Here is a 15,262-nt window from a genome sequence, read left to right as displayed (position 1 = left end):
TGAGAATATCAAAAGAGCTGCGCAACCTATGTTTGCATAAAGCGATTAAAGGATGATTTTTTCCTTTAATCGCTTTTTTTGTGAGCTTGTTGAAAGTCATGGAGGTAGGTACGTATGAAAAAAAGAGCATTTGATATGATCATGCTGCTCATCGGGGCATTTATTTTTGCGCTGGCCGTCAATTTATTTGTGATTCCCAACGATTTTGGCGAAGGCGGCGTTACCGGGGTATCCATCATTCTGTATTACGTGCTGCAATGGTCCCCGGCACTGGTCGGCATCGTTATTAACGGGATTTTACTCATTATCGGCTACAGGCTGCTGGATAGAAGAACAACGGTGTATACCATTATTGCGGTTGCCTTTAACTCCATCTTCCTGCATCTGACAGAGAACTGGCGTATCGCTTCGAATGAGCCGGTGATCAACGCCATCTTCGCCGGACTGTTTGCCGGCGTCGGAATCGGACTCATCGTCCGGGTGGGCGGCACAACGGCAGGCACAGTCATACTCGCACGTCTGGCCAACAAATATTGGGATTGGAATATCAGCTACGCCCTGCTGTTCTTCGACCTGATCGTGGCTGGACTGTCCGTCTTTGTTATCGGTATCGAGAAGGTGATGTTCACGGTGGTGATCCTCTATATCGGGACAAAAGCCATGGAGTTTATTATCGAGGGGCTGAATCCCAAAAAAGCTGTTACCATCATCTCAACCCATCATGATCGCATCGCCATACGGGTGACGGAGATCATGGATCGCGGGGTAACCGTATTGCGGGGTTACGGATACTACACCGGTCAAACGAAAGATGTGCTCTACATCGTCATTAGCAAACAAGAAGTATCCATGCTCAAAAAAATCGTGCGCGCAGAGGACAAAAATGCCTTTGTCACGATCCACGATGTACGCGATGTGTTTGGCGAGGGATTCATTGATATATCCAAATAAAACGCACTTATTCTTATTGTAATAACAAAATAGATCGAAACTCAGCACGCGGACTGGGTTCGATCTTTTTTTTGTGTACATGTTCGGCTATATTAAACAGCTTATATCGGAGACATATATCTTCCGTACTCCAATCCGAGATTCGTTATCGCATCATCCGACACGGACAGCAGAGGTACATTCTCTCCTTCCGCCCCGGCCTGCTTCGGATCTGCTGGCTGGATGACCAGAAGCGTCTCCGCCGGAAGATGGCTCCTTCAGATCCTGTAATAATATTCCATGTTTTCCATTACCCTAAACGTAAAACACACCCAAAAAATTTATCTGCGCGACCGGTTTCGTTGTGTATTTCCATGACAAATTCAGCTTATTTTTTGCATTTTACCTACACGAAACACGGCGAAACTGCCAGCGAATTAACACCTAATGACAGGTTTATAGAAATATTTAATGAGTTCGTAAAAAACATTTTATTGGTAATGCGAGCCAAGATTCTATAAAATTCTTTTTAACTTAAAAATGCAGAGTGCAAACTTTTAATGTTTTAGTACAAATTGTCCAAGACAGGCCCCTCTATCTGCAGAACAGACGATTTTTCACGCAATACTACTTTAACGATTTGAAGGAGTGCATCGCAAAAGTGACTACGAATATTTCTGTATCCTCACCCCTTACTGCCGCGCAAGATTATGTGGAATCCATCTATAACCAGGTTGTAGCGCGAGATCCGCATGAGTCCGAATTTCATCAAGCCGTCCGGGAATTTGTGGATTCCCTCGTCCCTGTGTTAGCCCAGCATCCGAAGTATCGTGAGCTTGGTATCTTGGAGCGCCTTGTCGAGCCGGAGCGTATGATCACCTTCCGCGTTCCTTGGATGGACGACCAAGGCAGAACTCAAGTGAACCGCGGGTTCCGCGTCCAGTTTAACAGCGCACTGGGTCCGTTCAAAGGCGGCATCCGGTTCCATCCGTCGGTTTATGCCGGCATTGTCAAATTCCTTGGTTTTGAGCAAATCTTTAAAAACTCGCTCACGGGCCAGCCGATCGGCGGCGGCAAGGGTGGTTCGGATTTCGATCCGAAAGGCAAGTCCGATCAGGAAGTGATGCGTTTTACCCAGAGCTTCATGACCGAGCTGTACCGCCATATCGGACCTGATTCCGATGTGCCTGCTGGGGATATCGGTGTCGGTGCTCGCGAGATCGGTTATATGTTCGGTCAATACAAGCGTATCCGCGGAGGACATGAAGCTGGAGTGCTGACAGGCAAAGGCGTCATATATGGCGGAAGCCTGGCTCGGACGGAAGCAACCGGTTATGGCTGCGTTTACTTCGTACAGGAAATGCTGGCTGCGCAAGGCCTTGATTTCAAAGACCGCCGCGTCGTGGTTTCCGGCTCGGGCAACGTCTCCATTTACGCCATCGAGAAAGCGCAGCAGCTCGGCGCGCATGTCATTGCTTGCAGTGATTCCAACGGATACCTGCATGATCCGGACGGAATCAACCTTGAAACCGTCAAGCTGCTGAAGGAGCGGGATCGCCTGCGGATCAGCGAATACGTCAAGATCCACCCGCATGCCGAGTATACCGAAGGCTGCTCGGGAATCTGGAACCTTCCATGCGATATCGCACTTCCTTGTGCCACGCAGAATGAGCTCGACGCCGACGCTGCCAAAACACTCATCGCAAACGGAGTGAAGGCTATCGGCGAGGGAGCCAATATGCCTTCAACATTGGAGGCCATGGAGCTGTTCATTAGCAGCGGCGTGTTGTTTGGACCGGCTAAAGCCGCCAATGCAGGCGGAGTTGCCGTATCCGCACTGGAGATGAGCCAAAACAGCATGAGAATGTCATGGACCTTTGAAGAGGTGGATGCGAAGCTCCATCAGATTATGAAAAACATCTACAGCAGTGCCGTAGATGCTGCTGAAGAGTATGGTGTGGCCGGCAATCTTGTGGCTGGCGCCAACATCGCAGGTTTCATCAAAGTGGCCGATGCCATGATCGCCCAAGGTATCGTATAATATACAGAAAAAAAAAAGCCCTGCCGCATATGCGGCAGGGCTTCTTACAGCTTACAGCAGCTCGCTGCGGAGCTCTTCGGCTGATTTTGGCGACAGGTATCCGAGCGGGATATCAAATACCGTCTTGGCGCCTTGCTGTCCCTCTCTGCTCAAGCGAATGGCCGCTCTTGCATAAGACACGAGCACGCTCGCCGTAAATTCAGGGTTGCTGTCGAGTTTCAGCCCGAATTCAACAATTTGCTTGCTTCCGTTTCCGGTGATCCCGCTGCGGATGACAAATCCGCCGTGAGGCATCCCGGCATGCTTAGCCTCAAGCTCTTCTTGCGTAATAAAGGTAACGGTTGTATCGTAATCCGCAAAATAGTTAGGCATCGACACAATGGTTTGGCGGATTTGTTCTTGGTCCGCTCCTTCTTCCGCTACAACAAAGCAATCTCTCCGATGCTTCTCGCGAGTAGATAGCTCCGGCGTTTCTCCGGAACGGATCTGGTCGATAACCTCTTCTACCGGAACCGTGTATTGAACGCCCGCTTTCACCCCGGGTACTCGACGGATCGCATCCGAGTGGCCTTGGCTTACGCCCTTGCCCCAGAACGTGTAGTCTTTTCCTTCAGGCAGAATCGCTTCGGCGAGGAGACGGTTCATGGAGAACAGCCCCGGATCCCAGCCTGTCGAGATCACGCTCACATGACCTCCGCCCATCGCTGCTTTGTTAACTTCCTGGAAAAACTCAGGGATTTTCGCGTGTGTGTCAAAGCTGTCTACCGTATTGAACATACTGGCAAGCTGTGGAGTTTGCTCAGGCAAATCCGTAGCCGAACCGCCACAGAGGATCATGACATCAATCTTGCCGATATATTGCTCTGCCGCTGATATATGCTCGAAGCGTGCACCGGAATTTGCCGGCATTTGCTGCGGGTCTCTGCGCGTGAAGATAGCCACCAGCTCCAGATCCGGATTCTGTCCGATCGCTTTCTGTACCCCTTTACCCAAGTTACCATAACCTACGATTCCTACTTTAATAGATGCGTTCAATGTTTATCCTCCCTTTGCCAGACCATACTTCCATTGGCATGATGTTTATGTACTGCTTTAAAGTATAAGTATATAGACATCACAACAAATGTAAACTATTTTATGTTGAGAGGAAATCCTTTCTATCTGTTTCGTTCATATTTTATCCACAATAATCTTACCTGTCGTCTTGTGAAACGTTGCCCCGGTATTCTGACTTCGTTCTTGCTATTTCAACACGAAGGGCCCATAATTTTGCAGCCATAAGAGGATTTATGAAAGCTTAAGAGAAGTAAATATTAAGATCACCCGAGAAAAGGAGACATGTTATCATGCAAAAAATAAAGGCGTTATCCATAACTCTTGCTTGTGCTTTATCGCTCTTTGCATCTTCTCTCGTTCCAGCACCAGCATCAGCAGATGCCAATGCCGCCTCCGCCAAGGAATGGATCCAAATCTCCGCACGGACATCTTATTACGGTGAGACAGCCAATGGCCAGCCCCACGGGCGAGGCACTATCAAATGGGGTGAAGACAAACAGTATTCCGGCGATTTCGTAAACGGAAAACGCACGGGCACCGGTAAATACATGAACCAATACCAAGCAGATGATGAAGAACATAAAGTGGTGTACAACGGCTCCTGGACGGACGATAAGATGGATGGCGAAGGCCTCCAGACGCACAAAGTCACGCTCCCCGACGGGACCGTCAGATGGAACCAGCTCCAGAAGGGGACATTCAAGGCAGGCGTATTCCAAAGCGGCTACGATGTCATTCATGCCGTAGCGGACCCGGATTACAGCTTCACTTACAAGAATGGCAAGGAATTGCTGACGATTATGGGAAGCAACCAAAACATGAAAAAAGCCTGGGCAGCTGCCTCCATGTTCAGTGTCCAATACAAAAACGGCTCCGTCAACAAATCCTATTCGATCTTTCCGGCCAGCACGGCTGCAGAACAACGTCAAAATGATGCCGCGAAAAAATATTTAAAGAGCATACAAAACAAAATAAATCCTCATCTGTTGCAATTTGAGGCATTGTCCAAGCAGGTCCCGTTAAAATAACCCGGATTTAAACAAAACCAAAAAAGAACCCCCATCTTGCAAAAAAACAAGAGTCGGGGTTCTTTTGGATGTTTGACGGGTTCTTTCATTGAACTCCGTCGATGTTATGAAGCAGGCCGATCGAGTACATAACGAAGCGTATAGTAATCCGGCTTCTCAATGACTACGTTATAGCCCAATAACTCGGCGGTTTGCAGAAGGGGAACCATGGTCTTCCCGCCCGCAACATAAGGAGCATGTCGAAGTGTAACCTCGCTTTTGGCCACTCCATTCTTCCTGTCCTCTTTGCTTCTGGACTCCCATGCCTGTGTTGAATCCACCTTCAGCTCGACTGCGGGACCTCGGCCTGATAATGTCACGATCCCCGCATCATACGCAGCCGATATCCCCAGTGCTTCAACCGCTTCCTTCACAGGCACCATCAATTCCGTCTCGTCGGGCATCATCCGGCTTGTAAAAGAGATGGGCTCCCCATTCCCGTCTATCAAGACCTCGACATTTCTGGCTTCCTTCCCCGTAATAAGCACGGTGTCGACCTGTCTGGATAGCCGTTCCGTGAATGCCTCAACATTATCCGGCGTCACCTTATAGCGGACATCCCCTTCACTGATTGCCCAAGTTATACGGGAGTTTATGTCCTGTGAATGATGCGACAGATCCTTGAATAACGAGAAATCGTAGGTCCAGTCCGCTTCAGCCTGGAAGTCATATACCTGCGTGTTGCGATAGCGGTTGAACTGCTGGAACATCCAGGTCTTCATTTCCAACTGGTTGCTGTAACGGGCCGGGTTTGAATCCTGCCAAAGCTTCTGCCGCAGAATGCTGTATGGCGGAGAATAAACGATAAATTCAACTTCGGGATATGCCTCGACCAAAGACAAGACATACGTGTTGAAATGATGCTGCACCTCTTCGAGCGGCTCTTCATTCACGCCAAAATAATGTTCCGTGTTTCTTGCGCGATCGTAGGCATTCATCACCTGATCACTTCCATAGGACGCTTCATCGTTCCAGTTATACAGATACTCGATATTTTGGGGTGTTCCACCCAGGAGCGACTTGGCAATCCCTCTTGCAAAGTTTTCATAAGCGGAGTAATTGAACCAATACTTGTAATCGTTCCACCAGATGTCATCATAAAGGTAATCAGGAAAATTAGCATCTGTGCCCTCATCCGGATTCTTGAGTGCAAAATAGTCCAGTCCCCACAGGACTCTCTTCACCTTCCCAGTCTCAAGCGCCAGCGATGCAATCTTAAACTGCTCATCCGCTGTTGATCCTCGCATGGACAGCTTGAGAGCTTGACCTCCCAGAGCCTCCCCCACTTCAGACGGCAGGAAATTCTCCGTCATGGATGTACCCAGAATAATCGTATCATAGGGATAATTGCGGGCCAGACCAGGGTTCTGGTATCGCTGCTCGCCGGTGAATACAGGAGAATACCAGGTTGCCTTGCGGTAGAACTGAAAAGGGTCCAGCACAAATGTCATACAACTGATCAGCAGCGCAGCTGCGATGGAAACGAGAGCAAACTGAATCAGCATCCTTTTTCCGGCTCTCCGAGAAGCTCGCGCAGGTTGGGGACCTGCCACGGCATGCCTCTTGGATGGCGCCGACTTCGCGGCTGTTGATGTGGATGGCATGTTCATTAGCCGCCCTTCCTAAAAATTAAAATACAAAAATTCGCTAATGCGAGTAATGTACATCAAAGAGATCACAAACAGTACCGCACATACTACTGCCTGTCTGAAGTTCGGCCGGAAGGATACGGACAGCTCCGAGGAATTCCGACAGAAGAACACGATCGGGGCGATGAGGATCATGATCGCGACCGGCTCTAACAGGGCAGTGTCCAAATTCAGATGAATACCCGATAGACCGCTCATTCCCTTCATCAGCCGCATGGCATCAGCCCAGCTTTCCGCTCGGAAAAAGACCCAGGTCACCGTTATAAAAACGAAGGTGATCGCCCAAGCGAGCACACGGGGCATCGTAATGCCCAGCTTCCCCCATAACCGTTGAATGACCTGTCCGACACCGTGCAGGAGGCCCCAGAACAGAAACGTCCAGCCTGCGCCATGCCACAGTCCGCCGATCAGGAAGGTCAGCACCAGATTCCGCAGCATGATCGCTTCACCACGGCGGTTGCCTCCCAGCGGAATATAAATGTAGTCCCGTAAAAATCGGCTCAGTGTCATATGCCAGCGCCGCCAGAAGTCTTGAATATTCACCGCCTTATAAGGTGAGTTAAAATTCTGCGGCAGCCGGATATTGAACAGAAGCGCAGCACCGATAGCCATGTCGGTATAACCGCTGAAGTCAAAATAAAGCTGGAACGTATAAGATAGCGCAGCTACCCAGGAATCAACGAAGCCCGAAGCAGTATCAAAACCTGTATTGGCATAAACCGCCAGCGTATCCGCGATGACTACCTTCTTAAACAAACCGATGCAGAATATAAAAATGCCGTTTGCGGCGTTCCCCCAATCCCACAGCTTGCCCCGAACCCGATCAAACTGCGGCATCATCTCGCCATGATGCAGGATCGGACCCGCGATTAGATGCGGATAGAAAGTCACGAACAGCACATAATTGATCAGATTGTATTCACGAGCCTTCCCCTTGTACGCATCCACCAGATAGGCGATTTGGGTGAAGGTAAAAAAGCTGATTCCGAGCGGCAGCACCAGATTGAGAAGGGGCACTTCCCACCCTGTCGCTGCTCCAATATTAACGATGAAGAAATCAGCGTATTTGTAATAGATTAACAGCAATACATTCCCTGATATGCCGGCGATTAATATGCCTTTTGCACCGCGCCGGGAAGCGGTTTGATCTAGGGAATGAGCTTGACGTGCCTGGAGCAGCCGTCCCACGGCATAATTGAAGGCAATGGAGCCGAGAAGAAGAGGTAAATAACTGATATTCCACCAGCTGTAGAAGAATAGCGAGGATAATGCCAGCCAGCATTTAGCGGCCAATCCATAACGAAGCCGGTTCAGCATAAAATAAACAAGCACCGTAATCGGCAGAAACACAAAAATAAAAGGATAAGAATTAAACAACATGCCTGAACAGGCACCTCCGACTTCCTGACTTCACATTTCGCTTCGGTTTATGTCGTTTTTAGACGACGATTTCTCAATAGTATCATATATTTTACATCTGAGAAATAATTTTCTTGCAAGTGCTTTCTATGATTTATATCGAACAATTTCCATATAAACTGAAGTATAACTGAAGTATTTAACCCAAGAAATTTAGGAATCGGCAGGTGCCCCAAGCATTATCGGAGAACTTGATATAAGTCGAACTGATTACCGTATAAATCCTCAAAACCTACGCCTCTGCCACCTGGAACAGGCTTCGGTTCTCCGTGGAATACGACGCCTCTTGCTTTCAAATCCTGATAATCTTGGTCGATATCATTCGATGCAAACATGATAAGAACTTGATCGGCTGCTTGTTTACCTATAAGTTCCTCTCGTTCTGGCGTATCCGCTTCAGTTAACTCCAGAACCAACTCATTGTGCTTCTGGGGTGCAACGGTCAGGTAGCGCCAACCCGGTGCAAACTCCTCCTCTGCTACAACATGAAACCCCAGCTTCTCCGTATAGTAGGCTTTGGCTTCGTCAAGATCTCTCACGAAAATAGTAACTTGAATAGCAGACGTAATCATTGTTTTCTCCTCCTTTATCAAGGTGCAGTCCTGATGGCTTCACCTCATCAATCACAATCCAGTTTAGCAAAAGGCCTCATGCTATCTTTCTTATGCATTGCTAGATTTAAGGAGTTACAGAGAGGACCTTTGAAAGCCTCCTAGTATATAAGCGATAGAATCTTCTAATGAATGCAGCACTACTGTGCTGTCCAGCCGCCATCCACAAGCAGCAAAGTACCTGTAACAAGATCGGACGCCGGTGAGGCCAAATAAATGACGGCTCCCGCCACGTCTCCAATGGTGCCGATCCTTCCTGCCGGAATACGCGCCAATACGCCATCTCGAAAATCCGGCGAGTCCAGACGCTCGGCCGTTCCAGGCGTATGAATGAATGTCGGGCCCACCGCATTGATATTTACACCGCGACTGGACCACTCCAGCGCCAGCACCTTCGTCAACTGATTCACGCCTCCCTTGGAGGCGCAATAAGCTGCACCTTCGGTAATGCCAACGACACTGACCTGTGAGCTGACGTTAATGATTTTGCCATAACCCTGCTCCAGCATGATGCGGCCGGCGGCCTGACAGCAGAAAAATACGCCCTTCAAATTAACATCCATCATTTCATCCCAGTAGTCCTCTGTGATGTCTTCGGCCAGCATCCCCTCTCCCAAGCCAGCGTTATTGACCACGATATCCAGTCTGCCATAATCCTTGGCAACCTGAGCAAAAGCAGCACGGATCTGTTCCACGTTCCGGACGTCCAGTTCATAGGCCTTGGCCTGACCTCCCGCTTGGGATATGTCCTCAACTAATCGATCCAGCACCTCCTTGCTCCGTGCCATGACCGCCACCTTAGCCCCTGCCGCTGCAAGCGATTGGGCCAAACCATACCCGATTCCTTTGCTTGCGCCGGTTACAATGGCTACCTTACCCTCAATACTGAAATTAGGCTGCATATGTAAAACCTCCATGATTTTTATTCGTATAGGTAGTTACATTAAATCATGGCAGTAAAGCCGAGGCAATCTTTACCAGATCATTTGAAGTCCGGCAGGAGGCTGGAACCCTAGAACCGGAAAGGAAATTTACCGAAACGCAATGGAGGAGTCATAGCCTCTCGGCTAGAAATGATGTAAGAGCAGCATCGTTATCGAAGCATGAAGGAAGTATGAGGAAGGAGTTACGATATGAGCGAATGGTTATCCGAAGCACAGCAGCAGGCGATTCTTCATGTCGGCTCATCGGCGAAACGGACGCAACAGCATGCCATAGACACCATACAGCGCATTTTGCAACGGCATGGCAAAGGCGCTGTGACAATCCACTCGCTATTAACTAGTATCCGAAGGGATGCCCGAGTCACGCTGAATTTTCATCCTGACCGGGTACTGCCCACCACCAACCGCGCTGTAATAGAAAGCCTTCTGACAGAGGGCCGTTACCATAACCAGTTCATCACAAGCGTGACGAATGGAAGCCGTACCGCCTATCCGGGCGGTGAGCGTGACCGCTGGGAACAGCTTCTGTTTGGCGGAGCCTACCAAGAGCCTGGCGTTCATAATGAGGAGCGGCCCAAATACGGGGCCCTTAATCTCATGAACTATGCGGACGGCGCCTCGCCCCGGTTTGGCTCTTGTTTTTTTGTATTGTCTCCGGCCATATTGAGCCGCTGCACGTTTACTTTCGGGGACAGTCATGCAGGACCTGCATTTACAGGTACCATAAAGCAATGGGATTCCGTTCTTGCAGCCCTTCTGCTTGAAGTCGAGTCCACGGGGTCAGCCCTGGGGGCCCCCCACATGAACATTCCATCTATGGTGGAGCAGCTTGTTCACCTGCCTTCATCCTATACCAGTCACTCCGGACCTGTTGGTCGCAGCCTGGATGATTATATTGAAGCGCAGATTCATGGCGTTATCGATTTGTCCAGCGATGTGGAAGCGCTTGTTGCCGATCCATCTTACCGGAATACCCGAACCGGTCAGCTGTTTCAAGAATTGTGTGAACGATATAACCTTACCCTATCCTGGCATCCCGGGTTCTGCCTTGCTGTACAGGATGTACCCGATGACTTTCGGGGACCCGCCATGCCGCCGCTGGCCCAGAGGATCGACCGGCAATTTGCGGATTCGCAAGGCGTGCTGGACGCCGCTGTTATCGGCAAAGCAGCAGCACAGCTGTATCATCAACCAGACCATTGGAGCGATTGGGGAACCTATGATGAAACCTTTCAGCATCTCAAACAGCTGTGGCACGTGCTCGTAAAGTATGGATATCCGAATCCGAATATTTCAAGCCGCTAGGCCGCATTCCTGCCCCAGTACAGTTGATCGGTTGATCGTTCACCTGGAAATAACCAGGCTAGCCGGATCCGTGCAGCAACGGCTAGGCTTATCGATCACAGCTTCTTTATATTGATTTTAGAAAGGATGATGACCGGATGGATTGGATTCAGCGAATGAATGAGGCCATAGGCTATATGGAAGCGCACCTGACCGAGGAGATTGATTACGCGGAAGCTGCACGGATTGCATGCTGCTCCGTGTACCATTTTCAGCGCATGTTCCCTTACATTACGGATGTTTCGCTGTCCGAATACATACGGAGACGACGGCTGACCTTGGCTGCTTACGAGCTGCAGAACAGCGATATCAAAGTCATCAGCCTTGCACTCAAATATGGCTATGAATCGCCGGAGGCGTTCGCGCGCGCGTTCCAGAATATGCATGGCACAACGCCAACGGCGGCTCGCCAAGCCGGTACAAAGCTGAAGGCCTATCCCCGCATCTTCTTTCAATTTTCCATGCGAGGAGCTGCAGAAATGAATTATAGAATTGAGGAAATGAAGGGTTTCTCCATTGTTGGCTTCCAGAAGCAAATTCGAACACAGCAAGCTTATGAAGACGTCCCCCTCCTCTGGAAAGACGCCCATGTGGAAGGAATATTCGATAAGCTGTGGAACTATCGTCAGGATGACCATCCGATTCGGGGGATACTAGGGGTTTGCGCGGACGGCGACTATGGGAAAAACGAAGATTTTGATTACATCATGTCCGTGGTCTCCCAGCACACGCCTCCGGATTCGATGGTGCAGCGGCATGTTCCCCCGGCCACTTGGGCCGTCTTCGAAATGGAGGGAGATCCGAGCGGAATAGCGGATATGTGGAAGCGTCTATATACCGAATGGGTTCCAGCCCATGCCTATGATCTCGCACCGATACCTGCTATTGAATGCTACCTTCCACCGGATGAGAATAAGAATGAGTTATGGATTCCTGTCATTAGAAAGGCTTAACCAGGGCTCCCCCCCCTCTACCGACCCATAATGCAAAACCAATGAGCAGTATACCCATGCCGATTGGTTCAGCGGACATTCCAGGCATTCCGTCAACATCATGATCCAGCCGATAAAAGCCGCAAGCTCTGTGATATCACAAGCTTGCGGCTTTTATATCGAAATATATGTCTTTAACCCTAACCGACCAGGTCGTGGATGTTACTTGTTCAGCAATCGCAGCAGCATAACCACAGCCTCTGCCCGGGTGGCCGGGGCATCCGGCTCGAACTTCCCGCCGCTCCGACCGCTAACCAGTCCTTCTGCATATGCGGCGGCGATATAACCTTTTGCCCAGGCTGGAAAACTCGCCAAGTCTGCAAACTTGGCAGGGTCACCTTGAAGCGGTTCTAAACCTAACGCTTTGGCCAGCATGACAGTTAACTCCGCTCTTGTGATCACACCTGCAGGCTGGAATCGCCCATCCTGATATCCCTGAATCATCCCGGCCTCTACTGCAAGCCCTACCGCTTCCCTTGACCATTCCGGGATGTCGGATTCGTCTTTAAATGGATATTGGCCTTCACCTTGCAGCCCCAGCGCTCTAACCAGCAAAACCGTGAATTCATCTCGTCTAATTAAGGAATCCGGTTTAAACGATCCGTTAGCATAACCCTTGACGATCCCTCGGCTTGCCAGTTCGTCAATCGCTGCCTGCGCCCAGTGTCCTTCCGTATCACGAAAAACTTCCGCAGCCTGAGGTGGCTCAGGTCTCATCGGCGGCTCAGGATTTGGCACAGTGCGGACAATGGTTAGGGTATACGTATTCACCTTGCCGCTTTCAGCGCTTACCTTAATCTCTATGACATTCTCCCCAGGTTTTAATGTGATCCTTCCGTCTTTGTCCCAGGGTCCCGTAATGCTTGCTTTGTTATGGGCGGCAGTGAGATCGAATTGGATCTCTGATGCCTCGGTCTCGGCACGATACGCGAACACGTTCGGCGAGAAGTCGGGACTCAGCTTCAACGCATTCCCGGCTTCCCCAGCTCCAATAGAGAATGTATGAAGCAAGGCATTATCCGAAGGAATCGTGGGTGTAGACGGGATCGGGTTCGCCGGTCCCGGATCTGGATTGCCTCCCGGATTTGGAGCTGGAGGCACAGGGAGCTGAAGTGTCTTCGCTGTTGCCTCGAGCGGTGTGCTACCGTTTCCGGCAGGGTCATATGCCTTTACCCGAAACGTGTAGGACGTATTCGGGGATAAACCGTCCACCGTGTAGGAATACGTGCTGCCGGTTACCGTTGCTACCGGCGTATCTGCGGTATCTACGCGGTATACCCGATATCCTGTAACCTCTTCATCATCCGAGGCTTGCGGCCAGGATAACCTCATCGAGGTAGTGCTGATGTCAGATATCGTCAGTTGTCCGAGATCAGGCCATACCGGAGCTTCCTGATCCGGATCAGGGCCTGAATTCGGATCTTCCAGCGTCTGAACCGTCGTCTGGAGCGGAACGCTCGCATTGCCAGCCCGATCATAGGCACGGACGCTAAGCGTATACGATGTGTCGGCCGCCAAACCGTTCATCTCGTAGGAATAGGTGGCACCCGTCACCGTTGCTGCCGGCGTGGCATCATTCCCATTAAAAATGCGATATTCGGCAACCTCGTCATTGTCCGTGGCTTCAGGCCAAGACAGCTTGAGGGAGTCGGTGGATATGTCGGATGCAAGCAGCTCCGCAGCCGCAGGCCATAACGGCCCTTCCGTGTCTGGCTGCGGGTCATCCTCTGTTATCGTGATAACCGCCTGGATTGGGCTGCCAACGACTGTACCTGGCACTGCAGCAATATTCAAATAAAACTCACGGTCATCTTCATGGATATCATCATTTAGAATTTCGATCTCAATCCATTTCTCAAGCTCTCCATCGGCAAAAGAGAGCGTCCCTGAAGTTGGCTTATAATGCTTGTCAGCCTTAGCGCTTCCATCCGCAGTATGATAAGTGACAGCGACAGCACCGTGGCTGCCTCCTTCACGCATCACCTTCACCCGTACCTCGGCCCCGTCTTCCGAAACCGCGTAATCAGCCGCCTCCAGCCTTATCGTTCCCGGTTCGGGTTGCACAACAATAGCCTTGTAGATATACAGGGCTTGATTAGAAGATACAATAAGGTCCGGCGTTCCGTCCTCGGCATAGTCCCCGACAAGCGCCCGGTGCGTTCCATTTCCCTGAGCGACCAATTCCGTTTGCCACAGTAAAGTCAGTTGGCCTGACGCATACTCCTTGGAATACAAATCAACGCCTTTTCCCGTCGCAACGATTATTTCCGATTGGCCATCCCCGTTTACATCCTCTGCATATGCTTTTTGAGGAACCGTGACCAGGGGCTGCTGCTGAAGATTGTACGTATTGTCCCCATGATTCATATAAAAGAAGACACCTAACATGTCATTCAGCGCCATAATATCGATATGTCCGTCACCATCAATATCCCTGGATATGAGATCCACGGTATTGCCTAGTACCATATGAAAGATCTCGCTCCGCGTATAATCATTTCCCTTATACCGCTGCAGACCCAGCATCGGACTGGCCACAACCAAATCTACCGTGCCTATGGCTCCATTCGTGATGGTTGTCGCTCTATTGCCACCTGGTGTCAAAGTGATGGGGAGCATTGTAAAAGTTCTATCTGCGGCAACGTGAACAATGGTAACCTGATTGAAATTAATAATCATAATGTCTGTCTTACCATCCAAATCAAAGTCCGCAGCTACGATATCCTGAGAAGGCAGCAATGAAAGCAGCCTCGTATCACGAAAGGTACCGTCACCTTCCCCGTACCATAAAAACGTTCCGATTTGCGTTCCGATCAGTAAGTCCAAGTGATCGTCCTGATCGTAATCATCGATTTCTAGTGTATGCGGCACCCCCAGAACCTGAAGGCTTTGTGGGAGAGGATCAAATGTTCCATCCCCCTGGCCATAGAATACATGGACACTCCCATCATCCGTTATGGCCGCAAAATCCAAATGACCGTCTTGGTTGAAATCACCCGATTTTAAATCTACCACCTTACCGCTAAGCTGGGCGATCTCGGATTTATTCTCATAGTCCGGTACAGCCGCATAGGCACTCGGCGGCAGCAGCAAAAGACTGCATAGCAGTATCATCATGAATTTATAGCCGTTTGGAATACTCATAAAATTTCTCCTGAACATCGACTTCAACTTCTAACCTCCCATTCACTAAATAGACCTGCCTTTTT

11 protein-coding genes are annotated in these 15,262 nt (G+C 50.0%); 5 read left to right on the top strand and 6 right to left on the bottom strand.

Annotated features, from left to right (window positions below; translation table 11 throughout):
* The first annotated feature begins 114 nt into the window (after nt 1-114).
* Both WDY75_RS07880 and gdhA read left to right on the top strand, forming a co-directional pair.
* The gene (locus WDY75_RS07880; protein WP_036643388.1) at nt 115-951 is read left to right on the top strand and encodes a YitT family protein; all 837 of its coding nucleotides are present in this window, start codon (nt 115-117) and stop codon (nt 949-951) included.
* Between the two features lie 640 nt (nt 952-1,591).
* The gene (gene gdhA / locus WDY75_RS07875) at nt 1,592-2,971 is read left to right on the top strand and encodes an NADP-specific glutamate dehydrogenase (RefSeq protein WP_063480380.1); all 1,380 of its coding nucleotides are present in this window, start codon (nt 1,592-1,594) and stop codon (nt 2,969-2,971) included.
* A gap of 51 nt (nt 2,972-3,022) precedes the next feature.
* Here the strand turns inward: gdhA and WDY75_RS07870 are convergent, their stop codons facing one another.
* Nucleotides 3,023-4,006 carry a diaminopimelate dehydrogenase gene (locus WDY75_RS07870; protein WP_063480381.1) on the bottom strand — a complete coding sequence of 328 codons (984 nt, stop codon included), beginning with the start codon at nt 4,004-4,006 and terminating at the stop codon, nt 3,023-3,025.
* 311 nt (nt 4,007-4,317) lie between these two features.
* Here WDY75_RS07870 and WDY75_RS07865 point away from each other — a divergent pair, with 311 nt between their 5' ends.
* Entirely contained in the window at nt 4,318-5,055 is a 738-nt protein-coding gene (locus WDY75_RS07865; protein ID WP_063480382.1) for a hypothetical protein, read from the top strand.
* Between the two features lie 104 nt (nt 5,056-5,159).
* On the opposite strand, the gene WDY75_RS07860 is transcribed toward WDY75_RS07865, so the two are convergent.
* The 4 genes from WDY75_RS07860 to WDY75_RS07845 all read right to left on the bottom strand — a co-directional run bounded on the left by WDY75_RS07860 (nt 5,160) and on the right by WDY75_RS07845 (nt 9,675).
* Nucleotides 5,160-6,704 carry a copper amine oxidase N-terminal domain-containing protein gene (locus WDY75_RS07860; protein ID WP_063480383.1) on the bottom strand — a complete coding sequence of 515 codons (1,545 nt, stop codon included), beginning with the start codon at nt 6,702-6,704 and terminating at the stop codon, nt 5,160-5,162.
* A gap of 12 nt (nt 6,705-6,716) precedes the next feature.
* A complete protein-coding gene (locus WDY75_RS07855) occupies nt 6,717-8,123 on the bottom strand; it encodes an MBOAT family O-acyltransferase (protein ID WP_063480384.1) in 1,407 nt (468 codons plus the stop codon).
* Between the two features lie 218 nt (nt 8,124-8,341).
* The gene (locus tag WDY75_RS07850; protein ID WP_006212107.1) at nt 8,342-8,734 is read right to left on the bottom strand and encodes a VOC family protein; all 393 of its coding nucleotides are present in this window, start codon (nt 8,732-8,734) and stop codon (nt 8,342-8,344) included.
* A gap of 179 nt (nt 8,735-8,913) precedes the next feature.
* Nucleotides 8,914-9,675: an SDR family NAD(P)-dependent oxidoreductase gene (locus WDY75_RS07845; RefSeq protein ID WP_063480385.1), complete on the bottom strand. Its 762-nt coding sequence runs from the start codon at nt 9,673-9,675 to the stop codon at nt 8,914-8,916.
* A gap of 231 nt (nt 9,676-9,906) precedes the next feature.
* On the opposite strand from WDY75_RS07845, the gene WDY75_RS07840 reads away from it, so the two are divergent.
* Nucleotides 9,907-11,022 (top strand): DUF3626 domain-containing protein, encoded by a 1,116-nt coding sequence (locus WDY75_RS07840; protein ID WP_063480386.1) that lies wholly within the window; start codon nt 9,907-9,909, stop codon nt 11,020-11,022.
* Between the two features lie 137 nt (nt 11,023-11,159).
* A complete protein-coding gene (locus WDY75_RS07835) occupies nt 11,160-12,014 on the top strand; it encodes an AraC family transcriptional regulator (protein WP_063480387.1) in 855 nt (284 codons plus the stop codon).
* A 201-nt stretch (nt 12,015-12,215) separates the two neighbouring features.
* Here WDY75_RS07835 and WDY75_RS07830 read toward each other — a convergent pair whose 3' ends face one another.
* Nucleotides 12,216-15,197, bottom strand: a complete 2,982-nt coding sequence (locus tag WDY75_RS07830; RefSeq protein ID WP_063480388.1) for an S-layer homology domain-containing protein — start codon at nt 15,195-15,197, stop codon at nt 12,216-12,218.
* Between the last annotated feature and the right edge of the window lie 65 nt (nt 15,198-15,262).

It is taken from the genome of Paenibacillus glucanolyticus (assembly GCF_037333485.1).
Taxonomy (GTDB): domain Bacteria; phylum Bacillota; class Bacilli; order Paenibacillales; family Paenibacillaceae; genus Paenibacillus_AQ; species Paenibacillus_AQ glucanolyticus.
Note: the sequence above shows the minus strand (reverse complement) of the source record. Positions and strands in the feature narration are given on the sequence as shown.

Bases quoted from the DNA above. Each gene is read 5' to 3' on its own strand.
- WDY75_RS07880 (WP_036643388.1), top strand. From the start codon at position 115: ATGAAAAAAAGAGCATTTGATATGATCATGCTGCTCATCGGGGCATTT.
- WDY75_RS07865 (WP_063480382.1), top strand. From the start codon at position 4,318: ATGCAAAAAATAAAGGCGTTATCCATAACTCTTGCTTGTGCTTTATCG.
- WDY75_RS07860 (WP_063480383.1), bottom strand. From the start codon at position 6,704: ATGAACATGCCATCCACATCAACAGCCGCGAAGTCGGCGCCATCCAAG.
- WDY75_RS07855 (WP_063480384.1), bottom strand. From the start codon at position 8,123: ATGTTGTTTAATTCTTATCCTTTTATTTTTGTGTTTCTGCCGATTACG.
- WDY75_RS07850 (WP_006212107.1), bottom strand. From the start codon at position 8,734: ATGATTACGTCTGCTATTCAAGTTACTATTTTCGTGAGAGATCTTGAC.
- WDY75_RS07845 (WP_063480385.1), bottom strand. From the start codon at position 9,675: ATGCAGCCTAATTTCAGTATTGAGGGTAAGGTAGCCATTGTAACCGGC.
- WDY75_RS07840 (WP_063480386.1), top strand. From the start codon at position 9,907: ATGAGCGAATGGTTATCCGAAGCACAGCAGCAGGCGATTCTTCATGTC.
- WDY75_RS07835 (WP_063480387.1), top strand. From the start codon at position 11,160: ATGGATTGGATTCAGCGAATGAATGAGGCCATAGGCTATATGGAAGCG.
- WDY75_RS07830 (WP_063480388.1), bottom strand. From the start codon at position 15,197: ATGAGTATTCCAAACGGCTATAAATTCATGATGATACTGCTATGCAGT.